We start from the raw sequence: 17,491 nt of genomic DNA, 5'->3' as shown, positions 1-17,491 counted from the left end.
CCGGAAAAGGAGCACTGCCAGGCCCTGGCCGGTAAGAATATAGAATTTGTAGGTTATCGCAATAATGAGGAGCTTTCTTCCTTAATGGCCGGGGCCCGGGCTCTGGTATTCGCCGCCCACGAGGACTTCGGTATTGTGCCGGTGGAGGCCCAGGCCGGCGGTACACCGGTAATCGCCTTCGGGCAGGGGGGAGCTACCGAAACGGTTATTCCGGCTGATGGTCATAATTGGCATGAGGCTACCGGGGTCTTCTTTCAGGAACAGGAGATAGAGTCTCTGGTTAAGGCGGTGGTTGCTTTCTTGAATTGGGAAGGCCGTTTTGACGCTGAGGTTATTCGTCTAAATGCCCGGCGCTTTAATCAGGAACGCTTCAAGCAGGAAATACAGGACTGTGTCAAGTCCAAATATGAAAATTACCTGAGCCGGCGGCGGGATAAGCAATCCTAACCATCTTAACTGTCAGATGGACTAAAGACCCCCTCAGTCAATGCCCGGAGGGAAATAAATATTCCGGCCTTAAGAAGGATATGCAATGAAGACAGATCTGCATCAGGGTAAGCTCCAAGGCAGTTTATTCAATGCCATGCTCATATCCAGCGGATTGGCCTTGAGCAAAATACTGGGTTTTATACGTGAGACCGTAATTGCCGCATTTTTCGGGGCCTCTTATCTGGTCGATGCTTTCCTGGTAGCAGAGATGGTGCCACAGCTGCTGTTTTCGGCGATTGGATCCAGCCTCACCACCTCGGTGATCCCCCTGGTTACCGAATACAAGGAGAGGAAGGGGTTTGACTCGGTACTGGCCCTATTGAACTCTATCACCACCATCATGCTGGGCATCTGTGTGGTCTTGATAGGGTTGGGCTGGGTTTTCGCAGAAATCATCGTGCAGCTGGTCGCCCCGGGGTTCAGCGGAGCAGCCTATGATTTGGCCGTGAAACTGACCTATGTGATGTTTCCCTTGATTATCTTTCTGGGTCTTAGCGGCCTGGGGTCCGGCATTTTGCAGAGTCAAAAGCGTTTTTTCTATCCCGCTTTTATTGGCATACCATATAATGTCGTGATCATAACCTGTTTGATTCTCAGCGCCAGGCAATGGGGAATTGCTGGACTGGCGGCGGGCACGGTTCTGGCAGTGGCTGCGCAATGGCTGTTTCAGATACCTGAGTTGCGGCGTTGCGGATTTAACTTCAGCCCCCGGGTAGAATGGAAACATTCCGGCTTGAAACAGATGCTCAAACTGATAATTCCTGTTACCGTGAGCACCGGGGTCGGACAGATTAATCTACTGGTGAATCGCATGCTGGCCTCCGGCCTTTTAGAGGGTAGTATTGCGGCGTTGAACTATGCCAACAAACTCAATATCCTGGCCCACGGGGTGATCGGGTTTGCGGTGGCCCGGGCCATATATCCGGAAATGTCCGAAGCCGCTGTTATCGCTGACCATGATAAGTTTCAGAAGTCTTTATACCGATCCATCAACAGCCTCTTGCTGGTATTGCTGCCCTGTGCGGCGGGGATGATGATCTTAAGGGAACCGCTGGTCAGACTGGTATACCAGCGCGGCGCCTTTGACGACCAGGCGGCAGGACTGACCACGGCCGCCCTGCTTTTTTATGCCCTGGGGATGCCGTTCACGTCGGTACGTGAAATCGTCTTGCAGGCCTTTTATGCCCTTCAGGACACATTGACCCCGATGAAGATCAGTATGGCTACTGTGGCCTTAAATGTAGTGCTGAACCTGGTCCTGGTTAAATACCTGGCTCACGGGGGGCTGGCTCTGGGGAGCTCGATTGCCACCATAGCCGGGTTTTTAATATTGCTGTGGCAGTTGCGCAAAAAACTGGGCAGGATTAAGGCGTCCTTCATGCTCATCAGCGGCTTGAAGATAGGCCTGGCGGCCTTATTGATGAGCGGGGTGGTATATTGTGAACTGAACTGGTTAAAACCCCTTCTGGACAGGGGCCCCGTGTCCTCTCTGCTCTTATTGATAACCTGTGCAGTAACCGGCCTAGTAGTTTACGGGGTGTTCATAAAGGCGCTGCGGGTGGAGGAATTCGATATATTCCATGCCAGCCTGCGGCGGTGGTTTAACAAAGAATAGCCGGTTTAAAAAATAATGGACTGCACTTAAGCAGCCCAGTTTATGTTTTGTCAATAAGCTTCTGAAAAAGCCGGCGGTAATATGGTTTAAATTCCCACCACGGGAGTTTCGTAAACCGGCTCTCCTGATTCGGTAATCTAGACCCGGAGTTAATTTTTAGAAAGATTTCCTGCGGTAATATCCCGCAAATCGTCATGTACTATTAAGTTTGGAGTCTCATAATTCTGTTTGCTCATGTTATGCCTCCTCATCAGCGCTAGTTGCTTACGTTTCCCGCAGTGACACCAGCCAAATCTTCATACACTAACACTTCCGGAATTTCATAGCTCTGCTTCTGCATTTCTTCACCTCTGAATGCTTGGTAGTTTGTAATTACAAATTATAGTTCTTGACGCCGCCTGACTCGGATGAACATTCCTATACACGGGAATGCCTGTTTCAGTTAAGCCTCCACTCAAACCTTCGCCTACAATACGTCCATGTTATTATGTATAAGCATATGATATAATTTTTGCAGTTTATTGTAAATTTAATTTTCTGACAAATTTACAGGGGAAAAAGGAGGCCGGCCGGTGGAGGTACTGATAAGAAACCAGGATGTGATCTGGCGTGAGGTTGATGGAGAAACAGTTTTGCTTAACCCCGTAACCGGTAGGTATTTTGGCTTAAACAAGGTGGCTTGTTCCTTTTGGAATAAAGTAGACGGAATAGCTACGGTTGATGAAATAATAGAGCAGATGCTTGATGAATATGAGGTGGAGCGGGAAGTCTTATCAAGGGACATCCGGGAATTAATTACAACATTAGCCCAGTTTGAGTTACTATTGTAAATTACACCGTAAGTTTTATCATTTAGAGGGCATAGTTGTGTGGCAATATAAAGGTTATGATCTTCCCCGGGATTTGTCATTATTAGCCTGGATAGGCGGCCTGACTCTATATTATGATTGTTTGGTACGATATCGCCCCATGCCCGGGATTCTGGAGAAAATTCGCTCCCATAAGCCGGCGCGGCTCGAACCGAATCGTGGGCGGCCTACTATGGCGCAGCTTAAGACTATGGACAAGATTTATCGGGGCGCTACCTTCTGGCTGACTCGCATCGGCAGAAGTTCGCGGCCTTGTTTGCGGCGCAGCCTGGTTTTGTATCACTGGTCTGCTGCTCAAGGGCTTAGCGCCAGGGTGGTGGTAGGGGTCAAAAGAGACGGCCCGGATCTGCAGGGCCATAGCTGGCTCATGCTGGATGAAGAACCTTATCATGAAGAACCGGAATCATTAGCCCGGTATACCATTTTTTTAGAAGGGTAAGCGGATGATACAACAGGATTTACAGGTAAAATGGTACGACCTTTCAGGCTATACCATTTGTATTAAATGTAATCAGGGCCAGTGGTTAGACCGGTTCAGCCGTTTTTTAAATATACCCGAAGGCAGGGCTGGCGCCCCCCACCTTTCGCTGGATTTACAGGTTGTCGAGGCCGAAAAGGTTGACCGCCTCATGCCCCTGCCTGAAGCAGGATTAAAGATTCCGGATTTTACATTGCTGCTCAACCGTCCCATAGCGATGCACACTTATCAGGGGGAAAGCGAGCAATGGAGTGATTATGAAGGCTACGCCCGCACCAATGTGGACTATGCCCATGGAACCGCCACAGTCCTGCTCCTCCGCAATAATGATATTAAGCCTTTGTATACCGATATGCTCTTTACCTACAATTTGATAAACCAGCTCATGGGGAAGTACGATTATTTTGCTGTACATGCCTCCTGTGTGCAGTTTAACGGCGCAGGCATTATACTGAGCGGCAACAGCGGACGCGGTAAATCAACAGCTGTTTTTGCCCTCTTGCAGCATGGCTTTAAGGTCTTATCCGATGAACGTATTTTGCTCTATAGCGCCGATGAAGGCTATAGAGGCTGCAGCATATCCGATGTTATTAAGGTCCGGGAAGCCGCCCGGCAGCTTTTTTTCCCGGCTTTGGTGCCGGAGCAGGCTTATGATTCCATCGATGATGAGCATTATTATAAATGCGACATAATAACCCCGGGTAAATGGTTGGCAGATAGCGGGATAAATTACTTCCTGGTCATCAATCAATCAGGAACCCCGCAGAGCCGCTTAATCAAAATCAATCCTATCCGGGCGGTGGGAGAATTTTTCCCGGTGACCATGAAAGCCTATGATTTTAAAGAGGCAGCTACCAAGAAATTTAACTTTCTCATGGATTTTCTTTCATCCGTCCCCTGTTATCAACTCGACTTTGGCACCGATATGAGCAGATTTGCGGCTTTGCTTCAATCTTTGACAGAGGGTCGGCCATGATGAGAAAAATCCTCGGCTTGATCAGGAAAAAAATGGCGCCGCAGGTGTTGAAGCAAAAAAAGGTCAGCGGAAGTGCTGCCGCCCGGACGGCTTTTCTAAAGGGAAGGACGCCCACGGTGTTGAGCATTTCGAATCCAAACCATCCCTGGACAACAGCTGAACCGGCCTGGCACGAGCTGTGGGCGGATTGGTTTAAAGGGCGGAGCATCCTGGTAAAAATTAATCTCAACACCGCTGACCCTTACCCGGCCTCTACCTGCCCCAGCTTTTTACGGGACTTCCTGGCTTTTCTGCGTGGAAATGGAGCAGGTGAAATCCTGGTCGGGGATTGTTCGTCTTTAAGCAGCCTGCCCACCCGCAGAGTTGCCCGCCGTATCGGCCTGGACGGTGCTGTCGACGGGCTGGCCCGCCTGGTCTTTTTCGATGAAATGGAATGGGTTGAAGTGTCCGTGTCCGGGCAGTATCTCAGCAGTGTTACGGTTCCCGCCCTGTTGTACCAGGTCGACCGGGTCATAAACCTGACCAACCTTAAAACTCACTTCCTGGCAGATTATAGCCTGGCCTTGAAAGCTCCGGTTGGATATATGCATCCCCTGGAGAGAATCACCATGCATCAGGCCAACCTGCAGCAGAAAATCGTGGAGTTGAATCTGGCTGTAATGGCTGACCTCAGCGTTATTGACGGCAGAATCGCCATGATCAGCGGAGGCCCGGTCAGGGGCTCCACTTTTCCCGCCGGCCTGATTCTTATCGGCGATCATCCCGCTGCAGTGGATTTTCAAGCCTACCGGGAATTGTTTCAGATTAAACAACAACAGCATTGTGTGGAGCATTTTAACGAGAATCCCCTGGAAATGCCGCAGCTGCGGTACGCCGCCCGGATATGGCCGGCGGATGAGTGGCGGCATTATCAACTGCTGCACTATCAGGAGCCTTCAGGATGAAAATTCTGCTTATCTATCCCCGCGCCAGCTTTAAAACGCTGCCGTCCTCGAGCTGGATGCCTTTAAGCCTGCCCTACCTGGCGGGTCCGCTGAAACAGGCGGGACATGAGGTTAGAATCATGGATCGCTATGCCGATCAGTATCGGCTGGGCAGCGACAAAGCTTTGCTTGATAAGGCTCTGCTGCAAACCGTCACCGAGTTTAAACCTGACTTGATCGGCTTGAATACCATTTCCCCCCTGGTTTTCGACCTGGTTGAAACAGCAGTCTTGATACGCCGGGTCTTCACAGGTCCATTGCTGGCTGGAGGACATCATGCAACCGCCCTTCCCGAAGCCACACTGAAGAAGATCCCCGAATTGGATGCGGTGATAACGGGTGAGGGGGAATACTCCCTGCTGCATTTTGCTGAAGGGGCGAAACCTCAGGAAATTCCGGGATTATGGTGGCGTGAGAATGGCCGGATCACAGGCAGCCCTGCCGCGCAGATCGCTGACCTGGATAAGCTGCCTTTTCCTGATTTTTCTGTCCTGGATCTATCGTATTATATGAAGCGGGGCTTAGATACCATCAGGAATCATTATGTTTCCTCCCTTTCCTTGCTGACCTCCCGTGGCTGTGTAAAGAAATGCGAATTCTGTTCAGAATCATTGACCTATGGCAAAGGGGTGCGCTTTCACAGTCCTGAATATGTAGTGGAGCTGGTTGCCAAGGTTTATAAAGATTACGGAATTGAAGGCATTTATTTTCATGACAACGATTTTCTGATCAACCGCTCCCGGGCAGAAGCCATATGCGGCCTTATGATCAAGCGCGGTCTGCAGCACCGGCTGATTTGGGGGATACAAGCCCGGGCCGAGCATATTGAGCCTGGGATTGTAAGAAGGCTGAAGCAAGCAGGTTGCGTTATCATCGAGGTGGGGATTGAATCCGATTCGCAGGCTGTCCTTGACGCAATGCACAAGGACAGTACGGTCGAAACTAATGAACGTGCCATAAGGATCTGCCAGGATGAGGGCATGAAATTGCATGTCTATATGCTGACCGGTTTAGAGGGTGAAACCTTGTCTGATTTGGAGCGGCGCTTGAAATGGCTTAAAAGGCTGCAGCCCTTTTCATTCAGCTGGTCGCAGTTGGATATCCACCCTGGAACCAGGCTGTATCAGCGCCTCAGGCCCGGGGTCTTCGAGCACATGCCCTGGAGCCAAGAGGCGGTACATGATTACTACTATAAACAGCAGCTCTCCCGGATTTCTTCCCGCGATCGGGAGGCATGGATGTCCCGGCACTATAATCCTTACATTCAGAAACGCAGGCGGCTTAATCTGCTGCGATCCAATAGTCCTGAACGCTTATGGGATTTCTTGAAAATGAAGGCCAAACATAAAATTTCCATCAGAGGATGAGTTGAGGAGCAAGTTATTGAGCAAAGCTGCGGATAAATTTATCATCACATTTTTACGCGTATGTTTTCAGAGTTCGGATCCGGTCGAAATTAGCCGACAATGGCATGCCGCGGATCAAAAAGATGTTGTAAACGGTATTATTTCCAATGGCCTGGCCGGGTTTTTCCACCATAAACTTCGTACCCACCCGGAGTGGGATTTGCCTGCCGAATTAGCACAGGGCTTAAAAACCGCAGCTCAGGTCATCGCCCTGCAAAATGCGGTCTATGAAAGAGAAGGGATGAAAATCACCGCCGCCCTGGAACATCACGGTATTCCCTACCTGATCTTAAAGGGTTTTTCTCTGACGGAACGCCTCTATGACAGCAGCGGCATAAGGCCGGTCAGCGATCTTGACATCTATATTTCCCGGTCAGATTATGCCAGGGTGGGAGAGATTTTAGCAAGGTCCGGCTATCAAGCCGGGATGACAGCTGATTTTCGCGGTTCCCTGGAAGAATACCAGGCGATTGCCGAAGCCTATTGCAGTGAAATGCAGTATGCCAAAACGCTGGGGAAGATGAGCATAAACCTGGACATTCACTGGGGCATGGACGGCCTGTGGGAAGGCTCGCCTTTAAAAGCCTTGTTTCCGGTAGAAGAATGTCCCTGGATGCAATATACGCGCCGCGTTCAAATTGATGATTGGGCTTTCAATGCTTTGAGCTGGGAGATGCAGTTCCTGCAAATAGCCGGCCATTTCGCTTTGCACCATCAGTACCAGGGGATAAAGTGGTTTCTGGATCTATGCCTTTTACTTGATAAGGTCGGCGCTGAGTTAGACTGGGATTTTATTTACCGGATGGCCGGCAGCGCCGATAGCCGCAAAACCATTGCCGTTATCCTGCGTCTGATGTCCGACGAGTTAACGCTTCTACCCCAGGGAGTACCCCCCTGGCAGACTTTTTGGGACGGCAAGGGCCTGCCTGGTGAATATTCCTTCTACCGGCGGCGGCTGTTCAGCCGGGCCGGCAAGAAAGGACAATACCTGGCTTACATCATGCTGCCGTTAAAGCTGCGCGACAAGAGCAGGGTGTTGGGCTACTACCTATTTAACCCCGGGGCGGTTTCGCATTGGCGCAGTGAGGGGCCCATACCTGCATGGCGGTGGTGGCAGCCCTTTTACATACTATACCGGGCGGGAGAAGAGTTTATCATCCAGCGGCGCTCTGGTCAGGACAGGGAAATAAAAGGGAGTTCCCCTCAATCCTATGAGGACGGGCGGGGTCCCAACCAATAAGGAGGAAAAACAGATGATTTTGATAACCGGAGGAGCTGGATATATCGGTTCCCATGTAGTTAAAGAGATTGCTCAGGCCGGATACGGCGTAATAATCCTGGATAACCTCTCCACTGGAAACCATGCCGCTGTTGAAGCGTTGCATACGCTGTTGAGCGCCGACCCCGGGGCCGGTCAGGTAAGATTGATAGTGGGAGATTGCGGTGATGAGTCCTTACTGGACCGCATCTGTCAACAGCATCGCATCGAAGCGGTGGTTCATCTAGCCGCGTTCAGCGAAGTAGGGGAATCAATGCAGGATGCGGCCAAGTATTTTACCAACAACACTGCTCAGACTATATACTTGCTGAACAGCCTGCGGCGCAACCAGGTGCAAAACCTGGTGTTTTCTTCGACAGCGGCGGTTTACGGCCAGCCGCTGCACAGTCCGATCCTGGAGGATCATCCTTTAAAGCCCGCCAATGTTTATGGATTGAGCAAGATGATGATAGAAGCCATGCTGCCCCGCTATAGGACCAACTACGGACTTAATTACATATCACTGCGTTATTTTAATGCGGCCGGGGCTGATAGCAGCGGCTTAATCGGCGAGAAACACCGTCAGGAGTCGCACCTGATTCCCCTGGTCATATTGCGGGCTATAAATAAAAGGTCTCAGTTTACCATTTACGGCGATGATTATGATACCCCCGACGGCACTTGCCTGCGGGATTACATTCATGTCAGCGACCTGGCCCGGGCCCATCTGTTGGCCTTGCGAGCCTTGCTGGCAGGGACAGTGGCCGAGCGGGTTTTCAATTTGGGGAATGGTCAGCCTCATTCGGTTCGCGAAGTCATCGCCGCAGTGGAAAATATCTCCGGCAAGTCCCTGGAATACAGTATAGGCCCACGCCGACCCGGTGATCCCAGCATACTTCTGGCCAGCGCGCAGAGAGCCAAGGATGAACTCGGCTGGAATCCCCGGTTTCCTCATCTGCAAGACATAGTAGATTCCGCCTGGAAGTGGCATCAAAGCGAAAACTGGTAGATTTCCCCAACAACTGAGGCATGATTCCGATAACCCTCGTCAATGGGTCTTCAAAAGAGGAATAATGTGGAACCGGGCCTTATTAGGACGAATATCATATCATATCACGGCGTGAGTCAGGCCGTGTTGATCAATTCTTTTTGGCCATAAGGGGGGACTACCAGTGCATTGTGCATCTATTGAAACCATCAAGGAACGGGTTATCGGCATTGTTCCCTTTTATGAGGAAACCGGCGATGCCACCAGGGTTTTAGTGGAGGAAGGCGATCCTCATTGGGAGAGGCGCAGTGTCTTGAGCGTTAAAAAGACTCTGGCCAGATGCCATTTGATCGACCTCAAGGAACAAACCCGCAGACTTCAGGAATTTTTCAAAAGGCGCAAACTATTGCCTTTCTATCTGAGCAATGAAAGGGTTTTTATACCGGTGAAGGTCAGGAAAGCTTTGATTAAAAATGACTCTTGTTACGGTTACATCGACTGGCGTTATGTGGAGGATATAGTCAAACAGGACACCGGAGGCACTTTGATCAAAATGCGCAGCAACCGGGGCCTTTATTCATTGAGCAGCAGCAACCAGCTGATTCAGCAACTGCACATGGGGCGGCAGCTTTTTGATTTTTTGCAGCAAAGTTCGGGCCAAAACCCCAGCGGCGAGAAATTGCTGTTGGAAGCCGCCCGGCTTTTGGCGGGATCATTGGACCTGATTCACATCGGGCTGGGGAAACTGGGCAGAAATGGATAGACATTGGCAGCTTAACAAATTTTGACGGCAGGAAAGCGCAAGGTGATCAACGAATTATTCGTAATACGATAATAAATGTCATTATTTATGATTATTCAATTATTTATATAACTATTAACAAATGCGGTTGTTACAGCTCCGGCTTCTATGGAGACAGCCGGGCCAGGCACAACTGCAATTTATGAGCGGAGATATATAATGTCGATAATAGATTTATTTGGTAAAGGCCGCAGAGGCGTGTTCACCTGGGTCTTACTAATCTTGCTGTTTTGCTCGTTTTATTTTTCACCGGTACAAGCTGTAGTAAGTGCACAACCCGGCTTGTTAAGCGACCGGGTTGCCGCTATTGTAAATGCCGCCCCTTTTGCCCTGGAGAATTTTATTATTCCGGGCGGATTAAGCGGAAAAGGTGAGCTGATCGGCATTGCTGACAATGGTTTGGACCGGGGCAGCCTCAGTGATCTCCATCCTGACTTGAGCAATGATGCAGACAGGGCTCCACGCATCAGTGCGCTTAAATCCGCCTCCGGCCGAAACATTCCGGACGATCCCTCCGGCCATGGCACACATATGGCTGGAATTCTGGTAGGGAGCGGAGAATCTTCACAGGGTAAATATCGGGGTATCGCGCCGGGCAGTTCCCTTTATTTTCAAGCCCTCCTGGATCAGCAAGGCGAATTGAAAATTCCCTCTAACCTGGCTGAGCTCTACGATCCTGCTTATCAAGCCGGAGTGCGGGTATATATAAATGGGTGGGGCAATCCCGGCAACAGCTACCGGAGCCAGAGCCGCCAGATAGACTCCTTTATCGCCGAGCATCCCGACTTCCTGGCTCTATTCGGCGCAGGCAACAATGGCCCGGCCTCGGGATCACTCAGCGCCGAGGCCAACAGTAAGAATGCTTTGGTGGTTGGCGCCAGTCAGGTGCCCAGACCTGGACTGGACATGGATAGCGCTGATGCCAGCCAAATACTGTCGTCTTCCAGCCGCGGGCCCACCGCTGACGGCCGCATCAAACCTGAATTGCTGGCCCCGGGCGCCAATATCATAGGAGTATGCTCCAGGCTGACAGAGAGTAATTTAGAAAGCAATCCGGCCTACACCACCATGAGCGGCACCAGCATGGCCAGCGCCGTGGCCGCAGGAGCAGTGGCTTTATTGCGGGAATACCTCCAGACCCATCGCCATCTTGAAAATCCCAGCGCAGCGTTAATAAAAGCAATAATGATAAACGGGGCCCGGTTCAACCCGAATACCGCATCCGAACAGGGCTTTGGAATTTTGGATTTGGCTGGCGCCATTCTGCCTATACGGGACCGCACCGTAGAATATGTAAACCAGGCTGGCCTGACAGCGCATCAGACCCGCGAATACCGGATCAGCCTTGAAAAACCGGGAGGACTATTCAAAGCCACCCTGGCCTGGACCGACCCTGCCCCTGCACCCGGTACTACCAGTGTACTGGTCAACAATCTCGACCTTTTGGTGAAAGACCCTGAAGGAAGACTTTACCGCGGCAACGATTTTTTCCACAGCGGGCGGGTTGACGAGGCGAATAATGTCGAACAGGTTATGATAACCGATGCCAAGGCAGGAGAATACACCATATATGTTAATGCTGCCCGCCTGGATGAGAATTATCCGCAGCAGTCCTATGCTCTGGTATACGGCCAGGCCATGCAGCATGAAACAGTTGCTGTCGATGCCGGGGGAAAGCTGAGCTTCAGCGGTGGCGAGGCCTATACGGGGCCTTTGGATTATGATCAGACCAAAATAATACCCTCCGCGAGCCAGCCAAAAACAAAAACCGGCGGAGAATTATACTGGAATGACAAAAGCTCTTATCTTTTCCTGCAGACATGGGAAAGCAGCGGGGTGCAGATGCTGACCACAACATCGGGCAGCCTCATAATGGAGGCCAACCCCCGGGCCAGAGAAGGCGGCTATTATTTGGACAGCCAGTGGCAGGAATACCAGCAGGTGCTGGTAAATGGAAAAGCTATCGACCAGGCTAATGACTTTCCAACCGGAGCCCATATTAATGCAACGGTAAATCCCCTCCATCAAGTGCTGTGGCAAGCAAACGCCGCCGCTGCTCCGGCGGAAGGTTATATCAAAAAGGTCGATCACAGTACCCGCCAGATCTGGCTGATTAATGATGACCAGCCCTACAGGCTGTATCCGGGTGCAGCCATCAATGTCAGCAACAGCCTGGATGACAGCATGGCTGAAGCGATTCCCTACGGATTTGCGGACAGTGTCGACATGGAGGGACTTCTGCCCGGCATGAAAGTCAAGATGCTGATTACTCCGCAGACGCGATGGGTTAATTACCTCACCGTGCAGCGCAATCTGGTGATCGGCAGAGTACTACGAATATCCCCGGAGAACGAAACTGTGGACCTCAACAACGGAGTCACCTACAGCCTGTTTCCCGGCACCCGGTTATACCGGGACGGCGTTGAGGCGAGCCTCGAGGAAATTCAAGCGGGCGACTATGTTATCGGACTGCATCTGCCCGGTTCTCCGCAGTGGCTGCAACTGCAGGCTTATAGCCGGGTAGTTTATGGCCGGGTGATCTATTTCAATGAAAATACCCAGACGCTTTATTTCTTCAATAAAGACAACCAGATTCAGAATTGTCAGCTAAGCGGGCAAACCAGATCTTTCCGCTGGGGAAGCATGATGTCCAGACCTGCTTTTGAACCCGGAGCCTGGGTCAGAGTACTCCTGGAACCAGACGGCCGCAAAGCATTGAGGCTGGATGAAGCGGCTGCATCTGAAATTGCTGAAAAGACCCTGGTCAGGTATGATGCCGTAAACCAGATGTTCGTTATGGATGATGGAAGCCTTTACCAGTGGCTTCCGTCAACCCTGGTGAGCAGCGGAGGCTATGCGCTGAACCCTGAGGACATGATCGAGAACCGCAGGGTGCGGGTGACCACCCTGATCGGGGATTCCGGCAAGTCCTATCTGGCAGCTATTGAGGGAGATAAAAATCCCGGATCCGCTGCGCCGAAATTAAACGTTAAAATTGAAGTGTTGAACGGCGCCCTGGTTATACAAGGAGAAACCGATGCTGATCGAATTGTGATATATCGCCAGGATCAGAGCAGGGTTCCGGTTAAACCTGAAGCAGACGGCCGCTTCAACTTGCTTCTGCTCCATAATCCAGGGGAGAGCAGTGTGGAGGCAGTGGCTATCAACACCGCAAATGGCACGGTATTGCGCCAGGAGGCATTTATCATTCCCTATAACTCGCCTGCGACCCGATTCAGGGATATTCAGGACAGTGCCTTGCGGGAGCAGGTGGTGAAGCTAGCTGAACGGGGCATCATACAGGGCGATGATGATGGGGCTTTCAGGCCGTATGACAGCATTACCCGTCTGGAACTGGTAGGGATGATAGCCCGGTGTCTGGAACTTAATCCGGAGGGGGCAAAAACCCGCTTTATCGATGATGCGGAAATTCCCTGGTGGGGTAAAGGGTCGGTAGAGGCAGCCCGCCAGGCAGGTTTGATTAAAGGATATGAGGATAATTCATTTCGCCCCTATAATGCCGCTACCCGCAGCGAGATTGCCATAATTATGGACCGGGCTTACCGCCTTTTGGAGAAACCAAGCGGAGGCGCGCAATCCGCCACCGCCGGGGATATTCTTCTGGCTCCGGAATGGGCTCAGTCCGCCATCGTTAAAGGTTATCAGCGCGGTATATGGCCGCGTTCCTGGCAGAGTGTGTTCAGGCCGCAGAATTATGCGACACGTGAAGATGCGGTTCTGCTGATATCCAGGCTGTAGGCGGTAATGGGGATCAATGCCGTTGGAGACTGCGGGCCTATTGAACGCCTTGCTCTTCGCGTCTGTCGCTCGCTCTGCCCAGCTTGTTGACAAAGTCAAAAAGATAAGGCCATCTCTAACAAGATGGCCTTTACTATCAATATAAGTAATTATTGCATTTTAATTAATTCTGGATCCACAATACCACGGTTACCGCCCCGGCCTTCTGTTTCCAATCACCCAGCTGTTGCTGTAAAACCGCTATTTGCTGATCCAACTGTTTAAGCTTGGCTGGATCACTGGTTTCTCCGCGCTGTGTACTCAGGCTGAGGAATTGTTCCAGAGCCTGTGTATAGGCCTGAGAAATATCCTGCTTGTCATCGCTGCGGCTGACCACCGTTCCCAGCGAAGAAAGGCTGCTGATCAAGGCCTTATCCTGACCCCGTTCAACCACCAGCTTGAACAGGTTGTAGCTGACTCCTGCCTTGACCTGCTGCCCCAGCTTCTCAGCAGAGGCCCCAAATGGGGAGGCAATGGACTGTACCTGCTCAAAAATGGTACTCTGATCGCCTGAACTGCGAATTATCAGCATAGTGGAAAGGATGTTGCGGTTCTCCACACTCAATAACACCGGTGCAGAGGTAGCCGGCAGTGTTGAAGTATTCCCGGGAGGATCTTCATTTTCTGCTATCTCTTTGGGGACATCCGGCGGGTTTTTTCCGGATGTTGGCGGCACGTTTTCCGCCGGAGGCGGTTGAATCTCTACGGCGTCATTAATAGGATTAGGCGGAACGGAATCAGACGGTTCCCCTTCATGCACCGCTATAGGAACTAAGGCAGGATTACCGGATATGAACCCGTTTAAGGCGGTGAACAACAGCAATACGGCTGCGGCTGCAGCGGGTATAGCCTTTTTCCGGGTTTTCTGCATCCAGCCCCGCCAGAGCCCGGGACGCCCAGAGACGGCGGCTTCTTGTTGTACCGCCAGCATCACCGCATTTTTCAAGTCGGCTGGAGCCGGTTGTATATCCTTGCCCATAGAATGCAACATACGGGATAACTGGGCCAGAGCCCGGTAGTCGTCGCGGCAATGCTTGCATGCATCCAGATGCAACTGCATCTGGAGAGTCTCTTTACTTTCCAGCATGCCGTCCAGGTAAGGCGATATCAATTGTTTGGCTTCTCTGCAATTCATGGTGTTCACGCCTTTTATACAGTATATATCGCAGTTCTTCGTTGACATCCGCTTCTACTCAGCTTTGATCTCTTTTAACAAGGCTTTGCGGGCCCGATTTATACGAGATTTCACCGTTCCCAAGGAGCAGTTTAGCAGACTGGCGATATCCTCGTAACTATAGCCTTCCATCTCACGTAATACCAAAACCGCCTTATACTCCGGATGCAGACGGTTTAATGCCTGCCGCACCTGCTCGTTTAGTTCGGTGCGCTCCAGAATCTCCAGGGCCGAGTCCTGACTGGCTGCCAGCTCGCGGCTCAGTTCATTATCTCCAAACATCAAAGGCTCATCCAGGGAAACGACCACAGCCTTCTTTTGCTTACGGCACCAATTGATCCACAGGTTAACCGCAATGCGGTGCAACCAGGTTCCAAAATCCGCCTCTTCCCTGAAAGAACGAATATTTTTGAAGGCCTGCACAAATACATCCTGGGCTAGATCCTGTGCATCGTAATTATTATTAGCCAGGTGGACACAGTGGGTGAAAACCCTGTCCTGATAGAGCAAGACCAATTCCTCAAAGGATTCCAGGCTGCCCGTTTTGGCTTCCCTGATCAGATCATTTACCGGAATCACACTCATTTACACTCCCGGTCCAACCAGACCCTGGCCTGGTTAATTTATTAGACATAGCCAATAAGAAAAAAGTTCCCCGGGTCAACCCTGAAATCACTTTTTTTTTCAATGGTATTCCCGACAGCTGATCTCCTGACAAATTTCACATAAAAATTCTGTATTCTGCCTGACAGCGCCACCGGTAGGTTAAGTACTTCCCATTATAGCATGCGGAGAATAGCTGTTCTAGAAATCCGTTTTTCAATAAAATTTGAAGCAGTTTACCTTATTAACCTCAGGCTGGAAAGCGAATCAGCCATTTGCTCTATTACCTTATATAAGGCCTTCTTGCCTGTTCTGTTCTACTTTGAAAAAATTTGTTCTTGCTGGGAACAAATTCTCTGGATTACTTGTCTAAATATAACAGATGACCCGACATTTTGTCGGAAAATGCCGGGTTATAAAAATGCCGTAACCCATGATCGGCCTGTAAAGGAGGGAATCGTAAAGCGCGAGCTTTCAGATTGATGATCACCTCAAGACAGAGTAGAGTTTCTGTCACCTATTTCCCGCACTTAATTTTGAACAAGGAGGTAAACAAATGCTAAAAAGACAGAGCAGACATCTGGCCTTATTATTAGTACTGACCATGCTGGCAACTATGTTTGTGGGCGTTGGCGTAGCACAGGCCAAGTCTTCTAACGGCGTAAACAAGGTTATCAGTGTTGCTGATGGTTATGTAACCAAAACGGGTGAAGCTTCCGGCATTGAGTTGACACTCAAGGAAGATGGCGATTTCATCAACCATTTCCAGAATGGTGATGTCTTCGAACTGATTCTGCCCGATGGAGTAAAATGGGCCGATGTTGCCTACATGGATACCAATGCAACCAAGGCTGATATCGAAAAGGTATCCAGCAAAGTGGTTGAAGTCACCATGAAAGGTATGGATGACGCGGTAAAAGACGCCATCATCATCCCCCTCTCTTTTGAGATTGACGGCGCCACCGGCACCGTGGCTGTAACCGTAGAAGCTCTGGATTCTGCAGTGACCGGCGGCGACTACAATTTTGCCCGGGTTGCTGAAGGCGACATGACCGCTTCCGTTGACTCAGTCAAAAAGATCAGCAGAAACTCCAGCAACAAGGCTGGCGTCATCCAGTTAAGAGAAACTGCAGTTGGCAGTGTGTATGGCGATGCTAAAGTCGTCGTTAAACTTCCCAGCAACTTCAACTGGATCGAAAACGATATTGATGTCAGCTTCAGCGGCGGGTTCAGCGCCGTAGGAAGCAACTATGACGTGGATGTTGAGGGTCGTGACCTGATTATTGAATTCACCGCTCCGGGCAGTGACCAGCGCGGAACCATTTATATCACCACCTATGTCAATCCCAGCCGCTCCGCATCCTTAGGCGAAGTAGAAGTGGGCATTAAGGTTGATGACGAAAATGGTGAGGTTTTTGACGGCGACCTGGTCATCGCAAATTATGTGGACTGGGGCATTGCAACTGATGTTGACGAAGTGAACGAACTGGTGGCAGGTAAATTCGAGCAGAAGACCGATACCATCACCATCACCGAGAATGTAGCCAACACCCTGCTCGAAAACCGCGACCTGACTGTGGAATTGCCCGAATGGGTCAAGATCACTGAGTTTAAGAAAGTCAGCGACCCAACCGGTTTTTCAATCGATGATCCGGAAGTAACCGGCGAAGACAATTATGTGGATATTCCCATTGATAGTTCCTCCACCAGCAGCGCCGGCAAGCTCAAATTCAAGCTCACCCTGAGCATTGAAGGAAACAAATCCGGCGACATCGAAGCCAAGATCTACGGCGCCGGTGTGGAAGAAACCACCCTGGTAATTGCCAAGGCAGTCGCCCCGGTAATCCCCAGCATCGACAAAGTCAACGAAGTCAAGATCGGCGTACAGAGCCAGCCTCTGGCTGACCTGACCATCGTTGAAGGCAAGAAGAACGCTGTCAGCAATGAATATCTGGAAGGTCCGGCTGATTTCTACAATTATGCTGACGACAACGGCAGAATCACCCTGACCCTGACCGAAGGCGCTGTATTCTCAAATACCCCGACTGTCAC

At 50.7% G+C, this 17,491-nt stretch carries 13 protein-coding genes and 1 pseudogene; 12 read left to right on the top strand and 2 right to left on the bottom strand.

The genetic code is table 11. The features are described from left to right. The 11 genes from B3W37_RS11085 to B3W37_RS11035 all read left to right on the top strand — a co-directional run. The coding region (locus tag B3W37_RS11085) for a glycosyltransferase (RefSeq protein ID WP_483175789.1) at positions 1 to 447 on the top strand (447 nt) is incomplete at its 5' end. Positions 448 to 532: 85 nt separating this feature from the next. Beyond that, a complete protein-coding gene (murJ, locus tag B3W37_RS11080) occupies positions 533 to 2,104 on the top strand; it encodes a murein biosynthesis integral membrane protein MurJ (protein ID WP_483175787.1) in 1,572 nt (523 codons plus the stop codon). A gap of 572 nt (positions 2,105 to 2,676) precedes the next feature. Next, entirely contained in the window at positions 2,677 to 2,934 is a 258-nt protein-coding gene (locus B3W37_RS11075) for a PqqD family protein (RefSeq protein WP_481042231.1), read from the top strand. A gap of 37 nt (positions 2,935 to 2,971) precedes the next feature. Further along, positions 2,972 to 3,412, top strand: coding sequence for a lasso peptide biosynthesis B2 protein (locus tag B3W37_RS11070; RefSeq protein WP_481042232.1), 441 nt, complete (start codon positions 2,972 to 2,974; stop codon positions 3,410 to 3,412). 4 nt (positions 3,413 to 3,416) lie between these two features. Next, positions 3,417 to 4,427 carry a hypothetical protein gene (locus B3W37_RS11065; protein ID WP_483175786.1) on the top strand — a complete coding sequence of 337 codons (1,011 nt, stop codon included), beginning with the start codon at positions 3,417 to 3,419 and terminating at the stop codon, positions 4,425 to 4,427. Then, positions 4,424 to 5,371: a DUF362 domain-containing protein gene (locus B3W37_RS11060; RefSeq protein ID WP_483175785.1), complete on the top strand. Its 948-nt coding sequence runs from the start codon at positions 4,424 to 4,426 to the stop codon at positions 5,369 to 5,371. Before B3W37_RS11065 ends, B3W37_RS11060 begins: the two co-directional genes overlap by 4 nt. Next, entirely contained in the window at positions 5,368 to 6,777 is a 1,410-nt protein-coding gene (locus tag B3W37_RS11055) for a B12-binding domain-containing radical SAM protein (protein ID WP_483175784.1), read from the top strand. Before B3W37_RS11060 ends, B3W37_RS11055 begins: the two co-directional genes overlap by 4 nt. 16 nt (positions 6,778 to 6,793) lie before the next feature. Beyond that, positions 6,794 to 8,056, top strand: coding sequence for a nucleotidyltransferase domain-containing protein (locus B3W37_RS11050; RefSeq protein WP_483175783.1), 1,263 nt, complete (start codon positions 6,794 to 6,796; stop codon positions 8,054 to 8,056). 13 nt (positions 8,057 to 8,069) lie between these two features. Beyond that, entirely contained in the window at positions 8,070 to 9,083 is a 1,014-nt protein-coding gene (gene galE, locus B3W37_RS11045; protein WP_483175781.1) for a UDP-glucose 4-epimerase GalE, read from the top strand. A gap of 163 nt (positions 9,084 to 9,246) precedes the next feature. Next, the gene (locus tag B3W37_RS11040; protein WP_483170245.1) at positions 9,247 to 9,825 is read left to right on the top strand and encodes a hypothetical protein; all 579 of its coding nucleotides are present in this window, start codon (positions 9,247 to 9,249) and stop codon (positions 9,823 to 9,825) included. Between the two features lie 198 nt (positions 9,826 to 10,023). Next, positions 10,024 to 13,623: a S8 family serine peptidase gene (locus B3W37_RS11035; protein ID WP_483175780.1), complete on the top strand. Its 3,600-nt coding sequence runs from the start codon at positions 10,024 to 10,026 to the stop codon at positions 13,621 to 13,623. A gap of 163 nt (positions 13,624 to 13,786) precedes the next feature. Here B3W37_RS11035 and B3W37_RS11030 read toward each other — a convergent pair whose 3' ends face one another. After that, positions 13,787 to 14,797, bottom strand: a complete 1,011-nt coding sequence (locus B3W37_RS11030) for an anti-sigma factor family protein (RefSeq protein ID WP_483170250.1) — start codon at positions 14,795 to 14,797, stop codon at positions 13,787 to 13,789. A 54-nt stretch (positions 14,798 to 14,851) separates the two neighbouring features. Then, a complete protein-coding gene (locus B3W37_RS11025; protein ID WP_481042242.1) occupies positions 14,852 to 15,421 on the bottom strand; it encodes a sigma-70 family RNA polymerase sigma factor in 570 nt (189 codons plus the stop codon). Positions 15,422 to 15,995: 574 nt separating this feature from the next. On the opposite strand from B3W37_RS11025, the pseudogene B3W37_RS11020 reads away from it, so the two are divergent. Next, positions 15,996 to 17,491 (top strand): annotated as a pseudogene (locus B3W37_RS11020) (hypothetical protein); the annotation flags it as partial.

This window comes from Syntrophomonas sp. UBA5494 (assembly GCF_002426325.1).
The sequence above is the reverse complement of the archived record's forward strand: the minus strand, read 5'-3'. Positions and strand labels throughout refer to the sequence as shown.